This is a genomic window from Nostoc sp. PCC 7107, assembly GCF_000316625.1.
In the GTDB taxonomy this organism is placed as follows: Bacteria; Cyanobacteriota; Cyanobacteriia; order Cyanobacteriales; family Nostocaceae; genus Nostoc_B.
This window is the reverse complement of sequence record NC_019676.1, coordinates 3824619-3843998: the sequence shown is the minus strand read 5'-3', so window position 1 is coordinate 3843998 and position 19380 is coordinate 3824619. Positions and strand designations below refer to the sequence as shown.

Sequence of the window (19380 nt, the reverse complement as noted above, 5' to 3'; positions counted from 1 at the left end):
TAGATACTCATAACTTGCCAGCAGGACTCCAGAATTTTAGGGCTAAACGCATTGGTCTGACAAAATAGTACACAAAGTATAACTGTTGAGGAAGAGATACATATTCTAAATCCCTAGAGTTGGGAGTTAATATGTAGCTCAGTAGATGTTTCACTAATGTACGATTATGTTTTCCGAAGAGATTGGAACTATCAGATAGTATTAAAGCTCTAATAATAAATCCATATATTCCTGCCCAAAGTCCTTTGTCAAAAATCCCAAATATTCTTTTTTGCTCATCGCTGATAGTGAATAAATTCTTACATATATGATTAATATATGAATTAACTACCCGATCGTCAGCAATTTTTTGATTTATTTCTAATGGAATTGTTATATCTAATAGCTTAATAGTTAAACCCAATCCGAAAAACAGTAGCTTTTTGCAATTATAAATTTCAGTTTGTTGTTTAACATATTCCCAATCAAGGGATGAGTTATGAATAACTGCTGCTATGTCGCAAATTTGTATTAGTCTTTCTTGACGATAATGAGCATCTTTCACAATTTGTACGCAGAGAATCAGTAGTAAGTCTTCTGGAGAAAGATGAATTATAGATTGATTAAGCAGAGATATTTTTTGGCTCCGCTGTAAGAGATTTGGAAAATCTACTCGATAAGGAAAGCAAGCTGGAGTGAGTTGCCAATGAAAATCTAAATGAATTTTATCATCTTTACTCGCAAAGTCTTGACCCCACCACGTTAGCTCACTGCGTGGCTGATAATCCTCGATAGTTAGTAATTGTTTGATTTGGGAATAGTCTTGTTCATCTATAATAAAGTCTAAATCACTAAATTCTCTTGAAGCTAAGTTTTTATAAGCAAATACAGCCAGAACAGAACCCTTGAAGGGAATTATATTAATATTAGCAAGTTTGAAATTATTAAGTATTTCACAAAATTTTTTAGCTAATAAAAGATTTCGAGCAATTTTGATTTCGCTATAGGCTTGCAGTTGAGGCTGAATATTTTTAGGTATTTTTTGGAAATGATGATGGACAATATTTTGGTATAAAAGAAGAAAAACTTTATGTTGTCCAGCTAATTTGAATAGATAATCCCAATCAAATGTCTGATCTAATAATTTTTCTAAAGGATAATTTACCTTCGTATCAATACAATTATGAAGACAGCACAGTAAAAATTCAATTTCTGGAGACCAAGAATATTCAGAATCTAGAATTTTTGTTAATGACATTTAATATATCTACACCAAAAAATAGTTTTTACGTTTGTTGTTTAAATAATCGAACACTGCAAAATGCTGTTTTACTTCTTGATAATCGCCAAAGGTACTTTGAGTTTCGCACCCAATCGATATCGAACCCATACAGAAACTGTTCCATACTTAATATCCAATCCTTGTTCTTTTTTTAACTATTCAACTATGGCACCGTAACTACTAAATCCTTGTCCTGTTTCCGATTACCGTTTGAGTGTGGCGATCGCTTCCGAGGAGATTTTTCGTTTTGCTTCTGTGGCTTTCTTGATTTCCAGTAAGCCAGACAGTCCACCAACCTATACTTCTGCAACCATCTCTATCTTGTCACTATGGAACCGTCTCTACCTAAGCGCAACCCTATTTCCTGCTGCTCCTTTACTTGACCACTTTTGAGCCACCACAGACAACATTTGAAGCTTTTCTTTTTAGTTCCGCAAAGATGCTGTCTGTAGCCGTTTTTTCAATTCTTCTTTGCTCTGTGTGATCTCAATCTTGAATGGGCGGGATCTACGAGTACTTCAGCTTATGCTGTTTGCAACTCCTTTATTATATGGAGTTTCATATTAAATTGGTATGACGCAGATAGTCATTAAAGCTTACGGAATAAGTATTTTTGAATGTTTGATAGCATAATCTTCTATGAATAACAATCAAACCAACGTTCCCAATAATCTTGTTTTTTTGTTAATTTACCTATAACGCGGTTATATTTAGCAAACCAGCTTTCCCAATAATCGTTTGTCTCTTTAATGCAACTATCACAGGTTGGGCAACCAGCTTTACATTGAGGCACAGTATGAATACTACCGACACAATTTGTGCAAAGTTCGCTGTCAATCCAGTGGCGGGTGCCTTCTACTTTAATTGCGCCAGTGGGGCATACAGACTCACAGAGATTGCAAGAAATACACTGGCTGGTAATTTTATAAGCCATGATTATTCTCCTTGCGAATGAGAGAAGTGTGAAGTCAAAAGGCAAAGGCAAAAGGTAAAAGGTAAAAGGCAAAATCAATATAGTCTTTTACCTTTTTACTTTTTACTTTTTACTTCTTGTTCCCTAGTTCTTGGATATATTGCTCGTAAAACTCTAAAGCAACTTTCTCGATTACATCGTAAGCTTCAACGGTCTGTATGCCAGCTTCCTGCAATTTTTCTTTGGGACAGTTGCCAATTTTGGAAACCAATACGGCTTTACAATCTGCAATTGTCTTCATGATATTCTCTGCGGTGGCTGCTTCACCGTATCCACCTTGACAATATTGATCTATCTTGCGGTGACTAACGAAACGAACTTCGCTACCATCAACTTCGTAAACTTGGAATTCTTTGACATGGCCGAAGTGTTGGTTAACTAATCCGCCGCCTTTGGTTGCGACTGCAACTAAGATTTTGGGATTGTTAGCACTTTGCTGTTTGCCTGCTTTGGCCTTTTCTTTGGCTGCTTTGATTTCTTCTCTAAATTTCTCAATACCTTCGTGAACTTCTTGGCGCTTGCTAAAGTCGTACTCTGGAGCCATTTCCAAGAAATTTTCTTTGGTGAATTCTTGGCTGCGGTCTTCACCCAACAAGCCAATAGCATCTGCACGGCATTGACGACAGTGGCGCATCATTTTCATGTTGCCGGCGCACTGGTCTTGAACTGATTTGAGTTCTTTTTGTGAAGGGCCGCGCTGACCTGTTAAGCCGAAGTGTGTACCATGTTCTGGTGCAGAAATCAAAGGCATGATGTTGTGCAAGAATGCACCACGCTCACGAATTGCTTTGTTGACTTCCACTAGGTGTTGGTCATTGATTCCGGGAATCATCACGGAGTTAACCTTGCAGAGAATGTCGGCTTCTCTCAAAGCTTGTAAGCCTTCTAACTGCTTTTCGAGCAGGATTCTAGCTCCTTCAACACCTCTGTAACGCTTGCGCTTATAGTGAACCCATGAGTAAATCTGCGCGCCGATTTCTGGGTCGATGGTATTTAGGGTGATAGTAACGTGATCTATATTTAGTTGTTTAATGCGATCGATGTATTCAGTTAGCATCAAACCGTTGGTTGATAAGCAAAGCTTGATATCTGGTGCTTTGTCTGCAATCAACTCAAAGGTGCGGAATGTTTTATCTGGGTTGGCTAGAGGGTCGCCTGGGCCTGCAATTCCCAAAACTGTCATTTGAGGAATCTTGCCGGCGATAACCAATGCTTTGTGTGCTGCTTCTTCGGGTGTGAGTAACTCGCTCACTACACCAGGGCGGCTTTCGTTGGCACAGTCATATTTGCGATTGCAATAGTTGCATTGAATGTTGCAAGCAGGTGCAACTGCAACGTGCATTCTCGCGTAATGGTGGTGAGCTTCTTCGCTGTAGCAGGGATGTTTAGCAATACGTTCTTGGAGCTTTTCGTCCATTTCCACGGTGGCGCTGCTTTTGCTGTCGCATCCGCAACCACCAGATTTTGCTTGGGTAGGTGTCGATTCAGTAACGGAGGAGTCTGTAACCTGTGGTGTCATTGAATTTCGCAAATGTCGGTGGACTAAGCTGCCACTGTGGGAGATGCAGTTGCTATTTTATTTGCCCTAGTAGAATGGAAGTCACGGCCATCACACTGCCCGCAGGAGTGCATCCTTTGGTTGTAGCAAAGCCACTTGGTGGGCAACTTCGCAGATGATGGCAGGCTATGAATCCTTGTGTTTCGGCTGGTGTGTGTCAACTTTGAGGGTTTGGGTAGAGTTGGTGTGTACAGCCGCGACTTCAATTCACCGAGGCATGGTGCTATCTCATCCCTCCACTCACTTTTGGCTCTCTGTTTTGCTTTGAGCTTTAAGTGATTGGCGATATATGATTTATAGCAGTCGTTTTTTTTGCTCGACTGGAGTTACTTTTGGATAGAATTTATTGGATTTATTAGATTTGTACTCAAATCTGGAAACCTTGATATTGAGCTATAAAAAAGTTTATAAATTTTATTTTTGGGTAGGGGTTCTAGTATTTTTAGGTCAGGGTTCTTGTATTTTTAGAGTGGGGTTTAGGATTTCTTTGTACTCAGCTATAACCCAATATCAGCAAACCTTTGAGCGTGTTTGCTGCTGATTTCGGGATACAAAAAATTGTACTCAACCCCTCACAAATCTTGCCAAAAATAGCGACGGCTTAAGGATTTAAGGGGGAAAAACTGGAGTAGATTCGTTGGTACTACTCCAGATACGTGCGAAATTCAATTCTGTATACAACATATCATTTTTTTTTAGGGAAAAATGTAATTCACATTTTCTTAAGTTTTGTCAGTTTAATGAAATTAAATCGCACTAAAAAGTATGATATTGTTGGGTTCCGCCGTTTTATGAACCAGCCAAATTAATGAATATAATTTGCAAAAATTAACTTTTTTATATAAAAAGTAAAATATTCTGATATTGAAATTGCAACATATCTAACAGATAGCACAAAAAGTTAATTACGTCACAAATGAAGGGCGATCGCTCAGAGGTCATTTATCAAGTAAAAAGAAAAATTCTCGTAGTGGCGTTAGGCTGAAGCCATCACACACCCTACTTAAAGATTGATTTTATAAATCGAAATATATCTCTTCTCTAACTCTTAGCCTCTATTCCCCAACAAATTTACAAGAGGAATGTTAAGAAGGCATTCCCAAAAAATAATGATAGTATGGTTGTTTTATTTTTCCTTGGGTTTAAGACAATACATCTATCTACGTAAAATTGCTGGAATAAAAATATGCAAAAAAAAGCACTTATTTGTGGAGTGTCAGGGCAAGATGGGGCTTATTTAGCAGAGTTGCTATTAAATAAGGGATATATTGTCTGTGGAACTTCACGAGACGCGCAGATGTCTTCGTTTCATAATTTAGTGCGCTTGGGCATCCGTGACCAAATTAAACTAGCATCTGTGGCGTTGACGGATTTTCGTAGTGTCTTGCAGGTTTTGACAAAGATTCAGCCTGATGAAGTATACAACCTAGCCGGACAAAGTTCTGTGGGTTTGTCTTTTGAACAACCAGTAGAAACTTTAGAGAGTATCGCTACTGGGACTTTGAATTTATTAGAAGCCATTCGTTTTATCGGTGCGCCGATTAAACTTTATAATGCTGGTTCTAGTGAGTGCTTTGGGAATACGGGTGAACAGCCAGCAGATGAAGATACACCATTTCGTCCGCGCAGTCCTTATGGTGTGGCTAAAGCGACGGCTTTTTGGGAAGTGGCTAATTACAGAGAGGCTTACGGCTTGTTTGCTTGTTCTGGTATCTTATATAACCATGAGTCGCCGTTAAGACCAGAACGGTTTGTGACACAGAAAATTATTTCTGCGGCTTGTCGTATTGCTCAAGGAACTGATAATCATCTTTATTTAGGAAATCTTTCGGTGCGGCGGGACTGGGGTTGGGCTGCGGAGTATGTGAATGCGATGTATTTAATGTTGCAGCAAGAACAGCCAGATGATTATGTCATAGCTACGGGTGAGACATCAAAATTAGAGGACTTTGTGGCGCAGGCTTTTGCTTGTGTAGGACTAGACTGGCAAGAATATGTAACTACTGATAGTAGTTTATTACGACCTACTGATATTGCAGTTGGTAGAGGCAACCCAACGAAAGCAAAAGAAAAGTTAGGATGGCAAGCACAATACATAATGAAAGATGTAGTGCGAATGATGATAGAAGAGAAGCAAAAAGATTATTTGTAATTTTGAGAAGCTGCACTCTGTAAATTTTGTAGAGATGTTGTGTGCAATGTCTCTACAAGAATTAATTATACTGATGCGATCGCTTTTTCTTTTTCATCACCGAGGTTAAATTAACCTAAACTTGGAAATGCTGGCTGAGGCTGGTGTATATACTCGTAATTAAAATCTCTGCGGATGCGGGTATTATGCTTGATTGGTTGGTTATCTGGGGAGTTGCTCAAGGTGCGGGGTTGATTTTTAAACCAATTTTAGAAGATTTAGCTAAAGACGCGGCAAAAGATTGGGCGAAGGATATATTAAAAGGCATTCCTGGTAAGGTTTTTGAGAAACTGAAGAAGGACGATATTGATATTGCTGCGGGTAAGGCGTTGAAAGAGTTTTTACAACTGATGCAGCAGCAGTTAAAGGTGCGGTGTAAACTGCCGGAAGGTGAAATTAAAGAATATACCGGGGATATTAAGAAATTTATTAGTGATAAATCTGTCAAAGAAACTCTTGGTAAAGCTTTTGATATTAGCTGCGAAGATTTAAACTCTCGAATTTTAGAAGATAGTTGGCAAAAGGTACAACTCAAAGCTTTACCAGCTAAATTTAACTGGGAATTATTAACTGAACAGTATTTTATACAAGTCCAAGAATTGCTTGAGAAATCGAAAGAATTGCATTCTATTTTAGAATTACAAAAATTATCTAATATTGAAACGAATACTAAAGAGATTGCTGGGATTGTTGCAGATTTCAACTTGGTTAAATATCAAGAAGCCATCCGCGAATGCTACGGTAATTTGAAGTTAGATAGTTTGGATACAACAGGTTACGCCTATAACGAACTGAAGTTATGGCGCATGTTTATTGCTCAAAATGTGCGGGAAGTGCATCAAGTTTTACCGCAAGTACATGAACTGCCGAAAGAACATTTAAAACGACTGCGGGAAAGTGACCAAGTAGAAACAGAAATCGCAGCAGAAGAATTAGAAAATCACAAGCGGGTTTATTTAGAGCAACCAATACGTTCTGTATTAGATGTTGTTAATGATAAACAGACTTATAAATATATTGTGGTTTTGGGTGATCCTGGTTCGGGTAAGTCTACGTTGTTGCAGTATTTAGCGTTGAATTGGGCAAATTCACCACTAGATAATGTTATTTCGTTACCAATTCCGTTGCTGATTGAGTTACGCACTTATATGCGGCGGCGTGATGATAAAGAATGTCATAACTTTCTCGAATTTTTTCATAAATGTAGCGGGGTAATGACTCACTTAAATCAACATCAACTGCATGAACAACTAAAAGCTGGAAACGCTTTAGTGATGTTTGATGGTTTAGATGAAGTATTTGATCCTGGTAAACGGGAGGATGTGATTACTGATATTCATCGCTTTACTAATGACTATCCTAATGTCCAGGTGATTGTGACTTCTCGCGTGATTGGTTATAAACCGCAAAGATTACGTGATGCTGAGTTTCGTCACTTTATGCTGCAAGATTTAGACTCAGAACAAATTCAAGATTTTATTCACCGTTGGCATGAGTTAACTTTTAGTGATGAAGCGGATAAAGTCAGAAAACGGGAAAGATTACATAGAGGAATTGAAGCTTCTAAAGCTATTACTGAATTAGCAGGAAATCCTCTGCTGTTGACGATGATGGCAATTTTAAATCGTAATCAGGAATTGCCTAGAGATAGAGCCGAACTTTATAATCAAGCATCGCGGGTACTGCTGCATCAGTGGGATGTGGAACGTGCTTTAGTAGAAGATGAACGGCTAGACCATAAAACTATTGATTATAAAGATAAACAAGCAATGTTGCGTCAAGTTGCCTATAGTATGCAAACCAGTGATAAAGGTTTAGCGGGTAATTTGATTCGTGACAGTCAATTAGAAAATATTTTGGCTGCATATTTAAGAACTTTAGAAATTAATCAACCCAGACAAGCCGCAAGGGTAATGATTAACCAACTGCGGACTCGTAACTTTATGTTGTGTTTCCTGGGGGCTGATTATTATGCCTTTGTGCATCGGACTTTTTTAGAATATTTCTGTGCCTGGGAGTTTGTTTGGCAGTTTAAAGAAACGCAGACGCTCAGTATTGAGGTATTAAAGCAAGATGTTTTTGGTAAACACTGGCAGGATGAAACATGGCACGAAGTCTTGCTGTTAATTGCTGGGATGATTGAGCCAAAATTTGTTGGTGAGATTATTGATTATTTAATATCGCTGAATGGTGAAGAGGAAAAGTTTATTAATTTGTTTTTAGCAGCTAAGTGTCTTGCAGAAGTAAGAAATCGCTCAGTAATTATGCCAAAAGCTGATGAGTTACTAACTCTCTTGCAGAATTTAACTCGATATGAACCCTGTGATGACGGCTTATCGCAGGATGACAAAGAAATTCAGCTAGTTGAAGAAATTCGCACTCAAGCAGTTGCAACAATTGCCACAACTTGGCAAGATTCAGTTGACACCAAAACTTTTCTACAAAAAATTGCAACTGTGGATGAGCATCCGTATGTGCGATGGATAGCAATAGAAAAATTAGCTCAAATTTATAAAGATAATGCTAACACCAAACTTTTTCTTAAAGAACGGGCAACTGTGGATGTAAATTCAAATGTGAGACAGACAGCAGTAGAACAGTTAGTTCAGGCTTATAAAGATGACTCCGACATCAAAACCTTTCTACGAGAACTTGCAATTTTTGATAAAGATTCGGATGTGCGATGCACAGCAATGCAACAGTTAGTTCAGGCTTACAAAGATGACCACAACACTAAAACTTTTCTCCAAGAACGAGCGACTACGGATAAAAATTTATTTATGCGACAGACAGCAGTGGAACAATTAGCTCGAACTTACAAAGATGACTCCAATACCAAAACTCTTCTCATGGAAATTGCTACTATGAATGATGATTGGAGTATGCGAGAGATAGCAGTGCAACAATTAGCTCAGGCTTACAAGCAGAACTCCGACATCAAGATTTTTCTGCGAGAACGGGCGACTGCTGATGAAAGTTCAGTAGTACGGCGAACAGCAGTGTTCCAATTAGCCCACGCTTATAAAGATGACTCTGAGACCAAAATTTTTCTGCAAGAACGGGCGACTGCTGATAATAGTTCGGTAGTACGACGTACAGCAGTGGAACAATTAGCTCATGCTTATCAAGAGGACTCTGACACTAAAACGCTTCTCTTAGAAAGGGCGACTGTGGATAATAGTCCTCGTGTACGGGAGAAAGCAGTGGAACAATTAGCTCAAAATTATAAAGATGATCTCGACACCAAAACTTTTCTCCGAGAACGGGCAACTGCTGATAATAATTCAGATGTGCGATGGATAGCAGTAGAAGAATTAGCTCAAAATTATAAAGATGATCCCGACACCAAAACTTTTCTCCGAGAACGGGCAACTGTTGATAATAATTCAGATGTGCGAGGGCCACTCGTGGAAATAGTAGCTCATGCTTACAAAGATGACTCAGGTACCAAAATTTTTCTGCGAGAACGGGCAATTGCGGATGCAGATTCATATGTAAGACAGACAGCAGTGGAACAATTAGCTTACGCTTACAGGGATGACTCCGATACCAAAACTTTTCTGCAAGAAAGGGCAACTGCTGACGATGATTGGAGTGTGCGACGGACAGCAATGCAAGAATTAGCCCTAGCTTACAAATCTCAGTCTGAACTGTTCGATTTCTACCACAACTTTTCTATTAATGACCCCTTTAAGGGTAGCCATGATGATATTATCCCAAATCCCCGACGCGTTGCACTGGAGATAATTGTCAAACAATATCCCCAGCATTCCCAGACTTTACCACTGTTGCGCGACAGAGCCGAAAATGACCCAGATGAGGAAGTGCGGGAGTATGCAGAGAAACAGTTGAAACGGTGGCAAGGGTGAACATAAACTGAGGTTATGCCCAAGAAAATTAGAGAACTAAAAAGGTTATTGCTGCAAGCTGGGTTTACTTATAAGCCTGCAAAGGGTAGTCATAGTAAATGGATACATCCGCTATTGCCTCAAGCTATCATCATCGCTGGTAAAGATGGTAGTGATGCCAAAGTTTATTTAGAAAAGCAAGTTAATGAAGCACTTGCAGAATTAGAGAAAATAGAAAAAGCGGAGGATGCTGAAGAATGAAATACACAATTATTATTCAATGGTCAGATGAAGATAAATGTTATGTGGTTTCGCTGCCTGAATTTACTAATGTAATGCAGCCTTGTACACACGGGGATTCTTACGAAGAAGCTTTAAAAAATGCTCAGGAAGTTTTAGAAATGCTAATTGAATCAGCTTTAGAAGATGGCGAAACTTTACCAGAGCCGCAAACTTTGGACAAGTCTTTAAAGGTAGCATAATAAAATTAAATGGGTAATACCAATTCAATGTGAAGTTGCACATATCTCGATCCCCCTAAATCCCCCTTAAAAAGGGGGACTTTGAAGCATTTCCCCCCTTTTTAAGGGGGGTTAGGGGGGATCAAGAAGTGCTAATAATCACAATCAGCCACTTTTCAAACAACCTCTTATGACTACATCTATAAATACAGCCAAAGTCTACGACGAAATTGTTGAGTTTATTGCAGCTGGGACTACTCCCGAAAGTGTGGTGAAGTTTCAACTCTCGGATAGTACAAAAGAGCGTTTAGAATATCTGGTTTATCAACACAAAATGGGAGAACTCACACCAGAGGAAAAGAAGGAATTAGATCATTTCCTCACCTTAGAACATATTATGACCTTAGCAAAAGCAAAAGCCCATCAATACCTCAAGGCGGAGTAAGTTTTTCCTGTGTCTAGTCTTTACATTAATGCAGAACTGCGGCGTTTAGTTGCTCGTCGCGCTGATTATATTTGCGAATATTGTCTTGTTTCTGAATCAGATAGGTCATCGGGTTGTCAAGTTGACCATATAATTAGCGTGAAACATGGCGGTGCAACTACAGCAGATAATCTTTGCTATGCCTGTATTTTCTGCAACTTGCAAAAGGGGACGGATTTAGGTTCAATTAATTGGCAGACTGGTGAACTTGTGCGATTTTTTAACCCGCGTCGAGACTTTTGGGGCGAGCATTTTCGCTTAGGTGAGGGTGTGATTCAACCACTAACAGATATTGGAGAAGTAACAGCCCGCATTTTCGATTTTAATTGTGATGAGCGAGTGATTGAAAGGCAAGCGTTGATTTTATCTGGTCAGTATCCATCTAAGTCGGCTTTAAAACGGATAAATAAGTAGAGTAATTGTGTGCTTTTACCCTCACCAATGGGAATTATATACTTAGCAAATATTGCTACTTAACTCCCTCATTGCATTGGTGAATCTACTATGTCTTATCAAAATATTACCGCATCCCTTTCGCCAGCAGATATCCAAGAAATTAAAGCTGCGCTCCAGACAGTGCAATCAAAACTTCCCTTTTTGGTAACTCTCAGCGCGGAAGAATGGCGGAAGATGGTCAAGATGGGTGATAAAAGTCTGGCTTTTGTCAATAATAGTGCGGCGGCTGCTCAGTCTAACCGTAATATTCTGCCAGCTACTTTTGATGTTGAGGAGTTGGTAAAAGATTATCAGTTAGCGATCGCACTTAGTGAAGTGTTAATACCAATTCAAAAAATGTTTGCGACAGATAAGGCATTGAGGATGAAGTCATAACCAGTCAAAGAAGCAGCAATTTGAGGAGTGAGGAGAGCTAGGAGTTGAGCAACCTTGGTTTGCAGATGCTCGCCTGTTATCAAATAGCTCCCATTTCAAGTCTTGCTTGAGATATTCCCAAACGCGCTCTATGGGATTGAGTTCAGGAGAATGAGCAGGCTGGAACAAAAGAACAATATTCTCTGGAATTTGTAAACGTTTAGCTTGATGAAATAAGCCGTTATCAACTTGGAGAATGTTAAGTGATTTGGGATAACAGGCAGCGAACTCGTTCAAAAATTGTTGGTAGCATTCGGTATCAACATGAGAAAACTGCCAAAATAAACTTTCCCCAGTAAGTGGTTCAACTGCTCCATATAGCCAGAACGCTTTAAATTGCCACTGCCAATCACCAATAGGCTTAACTCCGGGAAGAGTAATTTTACGTCCTTCAATGGTTTTGAGTCCAAATCGACTCTCATCTTGTACAAAATAACGAATATTTTCGTACTGAGGCAAGATAATGGCACTGTATTGAGCAATTAATTGCAAGTCATCACCGAGTTTTTTTTAAAAGACTCTAGTTTTTCTTCGTCCTGTTTTCGGTTACGCGGACGTGGGACTTTCAGCTTGGCTTTGAGCCTGTAACGTGCCAGATGATGTACAGTTGCGTACTCAGCTTGCACACCCAAGGTTTTTTCTAACCAATGTTGTATTTGTGTGTACCGTTGAAACCCACCTTCTGGTTGTTCGAGTTGTTTTTTCAAACTCGATACAGCCCAATCTGGTATTGCTCTTTTTCGACCTGAACTCGTTCCAAATTCAACAACCGCCTCAATTCCTCCTTCTCGATAATCTGCCAACCATCGATGTACTGTAGCTCGATGTTTTCCCAAGATTTTAGCAATCTCACTTACACTCATTTCTTGCCCTTTAATCAGATATAGGGCTTGTATACGTTCTTTGCTCCGAGACTGTTTTTGATGTTTGAGCAACTTCTCTAGTTCCTCGACACTTTCTTCTATCTCGATTTGTGTTACCCCTACCATCACATACCCTGAATGCTACTTCTGTCTATTTTTACCATTTGTCGCATTCTTTTTTCAAATTGGTATAATTTCTATGCGTCAACTCACTGAACAAGTAGATGATACTCTACTGGCAGTCGGTAGTGAAGCTATGAGCAGCAGTTTAACTGTATATAATTATGTCAAGACAGCATCAAAGAAAACTCCAGGCTTAAAAACTCTGGCTGAACAATTAGGTGAACGCTTCAAAGCTATCAAAGGTAGACCATCTAAAGCTGCGTCTGGTTCGTGAGCAATTAATCCTCATTAATGAGTGTTAGAAGTTCATTAATGAAGTTTGGAACTTATTTAATGAGTGTTGCTACTCTATTAATGAGTTTTGGAGCTTCATTAATCAAGTTTGGAACTCCATTAATGAGGCTTATAACTCCACTAATGAGCCTCTGAGCTTCATTAATCAAGTTTGGAACTCCATTAATGAGTGTTGGAGCTTCATTAATGACTCGCGGAACTGCTTTGTTCAGCAAATATCAGTAGTGGCGTAGCAAGCTTTATTAATTGCATAAATTTGAGACAATTTAATCATAATAAAAGTATAGATATTTACAAAAAATAAAGGCTAAAACAAAGTGAAGAAATCGGTTTTTTGTGTGGCAAAACCGTAAAATTACAATCGTAACTAGGGATACAGAAATTAAGTTGTAGTCGTCTCTACAGGCTATTTCCGGGCAATTGAGTACAGCTTAATATATCGTAAAATAACTTGGCTAAATCGTAGCAATCGCTGATAGCCAAAGCGTTTGATAGTGAGTACCGCAATTCTGATACCCCCACCCAAGAAATGCTAGTACCCCTACCTTGAAAAACTAGTACCCCTACCCCAAGAGAATATTGAAGTTAATTGAAAATCAAGCTTTGCAGTCGTTGAGTACAACCTTAATAAATACAATAAATCCAACCGACATAGAGTGTACTGTCCTGTTGGGAGTCGCCTGCTATAAGCATAAAAATAGCACAAGGCTTTTTTACCCAGACAGTAACAATGCAACAGTCATTAGACAGTAATCAAAAAACGACAGTAGCGCCAGATTCTGTAAAAACATCCCTGCTGAAAAGTTTACTTTCTGCTGGCTTTGATTTTGAGCCGGTGTTGAGTGATTTTCGGATTATTTTTGAACGTGACCCTGCTGCACGTAATTGGTTAGAGGTGGTGTTTTGCTACCCTGGATTGCACGCGCTGTGTTTACATCGTCTCGCCCACTGGTTGCATTGTCGAAAAGTAAGTTTCTTTCCGCGCTTAATTTCTCATATTGGTCGATTCTTCACGGGAATTGAAATTCACCCAGGTGCAGAGATTGGAAAAGGTGTATTTATCGACCACGGGATGGGGGTTGTGATTGGGGAAACGGCGATTGTGGGAGACTACACGCTGATTTACCAAGGAGTGACTCTCGGCGGAACTGGGAAGGAAAGCGGGAAACGTCACCCAACTGTGGGTAAAAACGTTGTGATTGGTTCAGGTGCAAAGGTTTTAGGGAATATTCAAATTGGCGATCGCGTTCGTGTGGGTGCAGGTTCGGTTGTGTTGCGTGATGTTCCTGCTGATTCTACCGTTGTCGGCGTTCCCGGAAGGATTATCTCTCGCAAAGACAATCATCACTCTCCCTTGGAACACAACAAACTCCCAGACGTAGAAGCCACTGTGATTCGTTCCTTACTTTCTCGCATTGAGCAACTTGAACAAAAACTTAAAAGTTACGAGTCAATCAGTCAGTCAAAAGTTAAAAGTCAAAAAGCAAAAGAATAAAACGTAGTAACTAATTTTACGCTAAGGACAAAGGACGAATGACTAATGGCAGATCAAGGTTTAGGTGAGCAAGTTTTACAGATTCCGTTGAGCGATCGCTGGCGAATCTACTATCGTTTACAAGAGTTGATGATTCCTTGTGCTTGCCCCCCCGATGGTTCTTTACGGGTACAAGTAAACAGTTTACTCGCCGCAATTTTAGTCCGCAGTACCGTTATGCAATGTTTAGCTCCCCGTCAAGAATTAGTTAATTGGTTAGAACATTGCTGGTATTTATAAACCTGCGTTTACTTACAGCAAAAAATCAGCCTCTGTAATATCGATTGTTCTGATTTTTTCCGTCGCTTAAATTGCATTCACAAACTTTAATTCTTCTCTATACTTATCTGTTTCCGCCCTAATTATGTCCACCCGCACAAAAGAATCAAAATTCATCAATTTTTTACATACAGAAATCGAACTGACCAATGCAGATATTGCTGTAGCCCTGCGACACAAAAAATTCGATGATGCACCATTACCGATGCTGCTTTGGCAATATGGATTGGTTAACTTACAACAGCTAGAACAGATTTTAGATTGGCTGGATGAGCAGCCATGAAAGACTTTCTAGCTTCCAGGCGATAGCGATCGCCATCTTAACTTTTTGGCGGAAATGACTTGCAATTATTGGGAGATAGCACTATGATTCCCAGCTTAATTTGTGGCTTTGCTTTCTTATTAACTTCGAGTCTAGTTAATACTTATCTAGGATATCTCCTACTCGAAAAAACTTTGTCTGACAATAGTAAAAATGGCGGTTAAATTATACTGTCGTTTTGTTTTCTGTCATACAGATGCAATATCTTAATCTGGGTAATATTAAAGAATGATGAAGACAAAATATTAATTGTATTAATTTATAGCATTTACCTTTACTTAGCGTTGCGGAAAACAGTTAACGCTCCAGAAAGAATATTAAGAAAAATACCTATGAGGCTGTTTGAAATGAGTGAAATCATCATTAATGACACTACATTACGCGATGGCGAACAAGCAGCAGGTGTTGCTTTTACCTTAAAAGAAAAAGTTGCGATCGCCAAATTTCTTGATGCTATCGGCGTACATGAATTAGAAGTTGGTATCCCAGCAATGGGAGAAGAAGAAATGCGTGCCATCTCAATCATTGCTGACTTGGGATTAAAAGCCAACCTTTTGGCTTGGAATCGCGCTGTTATTTCTGATATTAAAGCTTCCATCGCCTGTGGAATGCAGCGAGTCCATATTGCGATACCCGTTTCTGGTATCCAAATCGCTGCGAAATTTCATGGACAGTGGCGAGTAAGTCTGCAAAGACTCAAAGATTGTATCAGTTATGCACGCGATCGCGGTCTTTGGGTAGCCGTCGGTGGCGAAGATTCTTCCAGAGCCGATGAAAACTTCTTGTTAGATGTCGCTCTGTATGCTCAAGAATGGGGTGCATCTCGCTTTCGCTTCTGCGACACCGTAGGAGTTCTCGATCCTTTCACCACCTACAAAAAAGTTAAACGGCTTGTTTCCTGGCTATCAATTCCTGTCGAAATCCACACCCACAACGATTTCGGTTTGGCGACAGCTAACGCACTAGCCGGAATTAAAGGTGGAGCTATATCTGTTAACACCACTGTTAATGGGTTAGGTGAAAGAGCAGGTAACGCTGCTTTAGAAGAAGTTGTCATGGCCATCAAACGCATCTATGGCTTAGATATGGGTATCAACACACCCCGTTTGTTGGAATTATCCCAACTCGTAGCCGCTGCTGCTGGTGCTGGCGTACCACCTTGGAAAGCAATTGTTGGCGAAAATACCTTTGCTCACGAATCTGGAATTCATGCTCATGGCGTACTCCAAAACCCCAACACCTACGAACCCTTTGCGCCGGAAGAAGTAGGTTGGGAACGACGTTTAGTCGTTGGTAAACATTCTGGTAAGCATTTGGTATCTAACTTGCTTCAGCAGCATGGTATCTTTCTCAATCCTGAAGAAACCCAGTCTGTTTTAGATGCAGTTCGCCAGCAATCAGTTAAGAAAAAACGTAGCCTCACAACAGAAGAACTTTTGAACTTGGTAAAAGAACAGAGGTATTCTCATGCAACCCGATGAATATGAATTAGAGTCAGAACCCGATTTTGAAATTGGTGAAAAAGTCAGACTCCGCAAACAAATTAAAAACGATGGTACATTTCCCGGTAGAGAAATTGGAGAGATATTAGCAAAAAAAGGAGATATTGGTTACATCTCAAGTATAGGTACTTTTCTACAACGTTCCTATATTTATGCTGTGCATTTCTTAGATAAAGGAATCGTTGTTGGTTGTCGTAAAAAAGAACTAGAATCTGCCGAGGAAAATCATGAAGGTAATGCTACGGATGAATGATGCTGGTAATTTAACAGTCTACGTCGCTAAAAAAGATTTAGAAGAAGTAGTGGTTAAACAAACAGACGGTGAAGCTGGAAAAATTCTTACCTTAGCCAATGGTTGGGAATTAGAATTCCCCGAAATACCTGATGCAGCTAATTTACCTAAAACGGTAGAAGCTAAACGCTTGGCTTAGAAATACAAGAAGGCAGGAGGCAGAAGGCAGGAGGAAATCAAGTTTTCATCTTTTGCAAAGTAGATACTAGAATTCCTTGCAGCCTATCAACCTCTCCCATAACAGGAATAAATAATTCTTGATTTGCCAATTTAACTTCTTTCGCAATAATTAACTGCGTATCAAGTTCTCGCAAAGAACCTAACGCAATATGAAGAAACTGAATATATTCAGTTTTTGTTTTTCTGCCATAGCCTTCCGCAATATTTGACGGTACAGAAACACAAGAACTTCTAATCTGACTTGTTAAGCCATAAAGTTCAGATTTAGGAAAATGTTCAGTTAATTGATAACACTGAATTGCCAGCGCGATTCTGTTTTTCCAAATAAATTGTTCACGGTAGCTCATAAGTTTGAAGGCAGAAGTTTGGAGAATTCCATCATTACATAAAATTCTGCCTCCTGCCTTCTGCCTCCTGCCTTTCAAAACTTTAGTTAAATTTTGAGTAGTTAACATGGGTGACAAATATCTCAAGTTATCAGAATTGAACCTAGAAGGGCAGTTCCTAGGTTTTTCTGGCATGAAATCAGGAAAAGCTAAATATCTGCAATTAGCAATTTCTTCTGGTAATTTGCATATTAAATTACCCAAAAAATTGCGTGGTATTTTGCAATGTAGTTTAACTGTTGGTGAACAAATTCACATTTGTGGTGTGACTAAAGTCAATACCCACACTGGCAAGATGAAAATTAAAGCACATCAAGTAACACAACTTGATATTTGCTCAAATCAAGAATTCTCACCGCCACCACAAGCTAAAATTATGGTTTGTCAAAAATCTGGTTGTGTGAAACGAGGTGGTAAAGGCTTATTATCAGAACTAGAAAAAACTTTGTGCGATCGCGGTTTGTTAGACAAAGTAAAAATTGAACACACAGACTGTCAAAAGCGTTGCAGCAGCGCCCCTAACTGCGTTTTGCAGCTTGGTAAAAAGAAGTATAAAAAACTTCACCCAGAAGCGATCGCATCTTTGCTAGAAAATCACTTAACCTAAATTCCAGCTTCTTTGCAAATGTATATATTACTGTATAGGGGTAAAACTTTTACCCCTATTTGTTTTTTGTTAGGACTTACGCACAAGTTACGGAATAACGAACCACAGAGACGCAGAGGACACAGAGGAATGAGAGTTTGAGAGGTTTTTTGCGTAAGTCCTATTTGTATATTTCATCACTGCTCATATAGCTTTGATCCTCCCCATTGGTTTTCATGTCGCTGACAGAATTCTGCTACTGTCAAGGCTTGCTGCAAAATTTGGTTGCGGTTTTCTACTTGTGGTGTTTGACAATTGCCCTAGCAAAAACTATCAGGCTGAGTAATACCAATTCTGCATTACAGCATACCAGCGATCGCCGAATTAGAAATTCGCAAACTACGTCATAATCCCACAGATTTAGCTGTCAGAGCCGTTCAGCCAGCATTATGCTGTTATTTTTTGCCAGTAATGCGATTTATCCTATTTCCTTAATGCCGAACTGGCTAAAATTTATTTCCCATATCAACCCCTAACTTATGAGGTTGATGCTTTACGCGGCACAATGCTACTTAACAGTACAAGTCTCTATGGGTTTGGGTTAGATTGTACAGTTCTGCCACTAACATTAATAATATTAACCCTCATCTGTGGCAAACCTTATCCACGGGTGGCGATGTAAGTAGGAGAATGACTAGCCCATGAAGCTCGATAAACCCTCACATGGTGCGACTTCTGAAGAATGTGCTGCCAAAGTAATGGATACTATTCCATTAGTGATGCGGTTTATTAGAAAGGAGATGCGAGAGCATAACGCCGGGTTTTTGTCAATTCCCCAGTTGCGATCGCTGGCATTTATCAATCGTAATCCTGGTGGTTCACTCTCTGGTTTAGCAGAACATCTCGGTGTCACCTCGGCTACAGCTTCAGCAACTATAGAACGGCTAGTACAGCGCAACTTAGTGCAGCGCGAACACCATCCCCAAGAGCGACGGCGGATAGTTCTCAATTTAACTGACGAGGGAAAGTACCATCTTCAGCAATCCCTCAATCACACTCGCGCTCAAATTGCTGACATTCTCAATAGTTTGTCAGCTGAAGAATTTGCCCAGATAGAACAAGGGTTAACCTTCTTAAAAAATGTCTTCGATCAAACAGAAATCCACCCCCCAGAATCATGAGCCTGGACAACATGATCCTTTGCGGCTCTGAGATTTCGAGACTATAGATTATTGACCATCGGGCGTTTGCTGCTATTTACTGGCTCACAAATGCAGACTGTATCTATCGACTGGTAGCACCGATTCAGCTTTAGCGTTGGGCGGTGAGGGACTCGCCCAAGTCTTACCCATTATTGCTCTGAGAAAAGGTAG

General features: G+C 39.7%; 21 protein-coding genes and 4 pseudogenes. 19 read left to right on the top strand and 6 right to left on the bottom strand.

The genetic code is table 11. From position 1 onward, the window contains the following. Positions 1-7: 7 nt before the first annotated feature. From NOS7107_RS16610 to nifB, 3 genes are all read right to left on the bottom strand, one after another. A complete protein-coding gene (locus tag NOS7107_RS16610) occupies positions 8-1237 on the bottom strand; it encodes a nucleotidyltransferase family protein (protein WP_015114112.1) in 1230 nt (409 codons plus the stop codon). 661 nt (positions 1238-1898) lie between these two features. Then, positions 1899-2195: a DUF362 domain-containing protein gene (locus NOS7107_RS16605; RefSeq protein ID WP_015114111.1), complete on the bottom strand. Its 297-nt coding sequence runs from the start codon at positions 2193-2195 to the stop codon at positions 1899-1901. 109 nt (positions 2196-2304) lie between these two features. Continuing rightward, positions 2305-3753: a nitrogenase cofactor biosynthesis protein NifB gene (nifB, locus tag NOS7107_RS16600; protein ID WP_015114110.1), complete on the bottom strand. Its 1449-nt coding sequence runs from the start codon at positions 3751-3753 to the stop codon at positions 2305-2307. Between the two features lie 1225 nt (positions 3754-4978). Between nifB and NOS7107_RS16595 the strand changes: the two genes are divergently transcribed. The 7 genes and pseudogenes from NOS7107_RS16595 to NOS7107_RS16565 form a co-directional block, all read left to right on the top strand. After that, positions 4979-5944 carry a GDP-mannose 4,6-dehydratase gene (locus NOS7107_RS16595; RefSeq protein WP_015114109.1) on the top strand — a complete coding sequence of 322 codons (966 nt, stop codon included), beginning with the start codon at positions 4979-4981 and terminating at the stop codon, positions 5942-5944. Positions 5945-6129: 185 nt separating this feature from the next. After that, a complete protein-coding gene (locus tag NOS7107_RS16590; RefSeq protein ID WP_015114108.1) occupies positions 6130-9852 on the top strand; it encodes a HEAT repeat domain-containing protein in 3723 nt (1240 codons plus the stop codon). Positions 9853-9867: 15 nt separating this feature from the next. After that, the gene (locus tag NOS7107_RS16585; RefSeq protein ID WP_015114107.1) at positions 9868-10092 is read left to right on the top strand and encodes a type II toxin-antitoxin system HicA family toxin; all 225 of its coding nucleotides are present in this window, start codon (positions 9868-9870) and stop codon (positions 10090-10092) included. Then, entirely contained in the window at positions 10089-10313 is a 225-nt protein-coding gene (locus NOS7107_RS16580) for a type II toxin-antitoxin system HicB family antitoxin (RefSeq protein ID WP_015114106.1), read from the top strand. The genes NOS7107_RS16585 and NOS7107_RS16580 overlap by 4 nt, the downstream gene beginning before the upstream one ends. A gap of 169 nt (positions 10314-10482) precedes the next feature. Then, positions 10483-10737 (top strand): hypothetical protein, encoded by a 255-nt coding sequence (locus NOS7107_RS16575; RefSeq protein ID WP_015114105.1) that lies wholly within the window; start codon positions 10483-10485, stop codon positions 10735-10737. 9 nt (positions 10738-10746) lie between these two features. Further along, entirely contained in the window at positions 10747-11190 is a 444-nt protein-coding gene (locus tag NOS7107_RS16570; RefSeq protein WP_015114104.1) for an HNH endonuclease, read from the top strand. A gap of 90 nt (positions 11191-11280) precedes the next feature. Further along, positions 11281-11568: pseudogene (locus NOS7107_RS16565) on the top strand (hypothetical protein); the annotation flags it as partial. Positions 11569-11601: 33 nt separating this feature from the next. Here NOS7107_RS16565 and NOS7107_RS16560 read toward each other — a convergent pair. Next, positions 11602-12138, bottom strand: coding sequence for an IS630 family transposase (locus tag NOS7107_RS16560; RefSeq protein ID WP_083889664.1), 537 nt, complete (start codon positions 12136-12138; stop codon positions 11602-11604). Further along, positions 12129-12635 (bottom strand): helix-turn-helix domain-containing protein, encoded by a 507-nt coding sequence (locus NOS7107_RS16555; RefSeq protein WP_044499669.1) that lies wholly within the window; start codon positions 12633-12635, stop codon positions 12129-12131. Before NOS7107_RS16555 ends, NOS7107_RS16560 begins: the two co-directional genes overlap by 10 nt. 64 nt (positions 12636-12699) lie before the next feature. Between NOS7107_RS16555 and NOS7107_RS16550 the strand changes: the two are divergent. The 7 genes and pseudogenes from NOS7107_RS16550 to nifT form a co-directional block, all read left to right on the top strand. Further along, a pseudogene (locus NOS7107_RS16550) lies at positions 12700-12906 on the top strand (hypothetical protein); the annotation flags it as partial. A 750-nt stretch (positions 12907-13656) separates the two neighbouring features. Beyond that, positions 13657-14421: a serine O-acetyltransferase gene (cysE, locus tag NOS7107_RS16540; RefSeq protein WP_015114103.1), complete on the top strand. Its 765-nt coding sequence runs from the start codon at positions 13657-13659 to the stop codon at positions 14419-14421. A 45-nt stretch (positions 14422-14466) separates the two neighbouring features. Then, positions 14467-14700, top strand: a complete 234-nt coding sequence (locus tag NOS7107_RS16535; protein ID WP_015114102.1) for an Asr1405/Asl0597 family protein — start codon at positions 14467-14469, stop codon at positions 14698-14700. 124 nt (positions 14701-14824) lie between these two features. Then, positions 14825-15022 carry a DUF2949 domain-containing protein gene (locus tag NOS7107_RS16530; RefSeq protein WP_015114101.1) on the top strand — a complete coding sequence of 66 codons (198 nt, stop codon included), beginning with the start codon at positions 14825-14827 and terminating at the stop codon, positions 15020-15022. Between the two features lie 386 nt (positions 15023-15408). Continuing rightward, entirely contained in the window at positions 15409-16542 is a 1134-nt protein-coding gene (gene nifV, locus NOS7107_RS16525; protein ID WP_015114099.1) for a homocitrate synthase, read from the top strand. After that, positions 16529-16816, top strand: a complete 288-nt coding sequence (locus NOS7107_RS16520; RefSeq protein ID WP_015114098.1) for a nitrogen fixation protein NifZ — start codon at positions 16529-16531, stop codon at positions 16814-16816. The genes nifV and NOS7107_RS16520 overlap by 14 nt, the downstream gene beginning before the upstream one ends. Beyond that, positions 16791-16994 (top strand): putative nitrogen fixation protein NifT, encoded by a 204-nt coding sequence (gene nifT / locus NOS7107_RS16515; RefSeq protein WP_015114097.1) that lies wholly within the window; start codon positions 16791-16793, stop codon positions 16992-16994. The genes NOS7107_RS16520 and nifT overlap by 26 nt, the downstream gene beginning before the upstream one ends. 37 nt (positions 16995-17031) lie before the next feature. Here the strand turns inward: nifT and NOS7107_RS16510 are convergent, their stop codons facing one another. Beyond that, positions 17032-17382, bottom strand: a complete 351-nt coding sequence (locus tag NOS7107_RS16510; RefSeq protein ID WP_015114096.1) for a four helix bundle protein — start codon at positions 17380-17382, stop codon at positions 17032-17034. Between the two features lie 106 nt (positions 17383-17488). Here NOS7107_RS16510 and NOS7107_RS16505 point away from each other — a divergent pair, with 106 nt between their 5' ends. The 5 genes and pseudogenes from NOS7107_RS16505 to NOS7107_RS29425 form a co-directional block, all read left to right on the top strand. Further along, positions 17489-18028: a (2Fe-2S) ferredoxin domain-containing protein gene (locus NOS7107_RS16505; RefSeq protein WP_015114095.1), complete on the top strand. Its 540-nt coding sequence runs from the start codon at positions 17489-17491 to the stop codon at positions 18026-18028. 215 nt (positions 18029-18243) lie between these two features. Next, complete coding sequence (locus tag NOS7107_RS28645) at positions 18244-18417, top strand: hypothetical protein (protein WP_157374055.1); 174 nt, start codon at positions 18244-18246, stop codon at positions 18415-18417. Positions 18418-18462: 45 nt separating this feature from the next. Then, positions 18463-18689, top strand: a pseudogene (locus tag NOS7107_RS28640) (ABC transporter permease); the annotation flags it as partial. A 19-nt stretch (positions 18690-18708) separates the two neighbouring features. After that, positions 18709-19188: a MarR family winged helix-turn-helix transcriptional regulator gene (locus tag NOS7107_RS16500; RefSeq protein ID WP_015114094.1), complete on the top strand. Its 480-nt coding sequence runs from the start codon at positions 18709-18711 to the stop codon at positions 19186-19188. After that, a pseudogene (locus NOS7107_RS29425) lies at positions 19148-19369 on the top strand (MFS transporter); the annotation flags it as partial. The gene NOS7107_RS16500 and the pseudogene NOS7107_RS29425, both read left to right, overlap by 41 nt. Positions 19370-19380 lie beyond the last annotated feature (11 nt).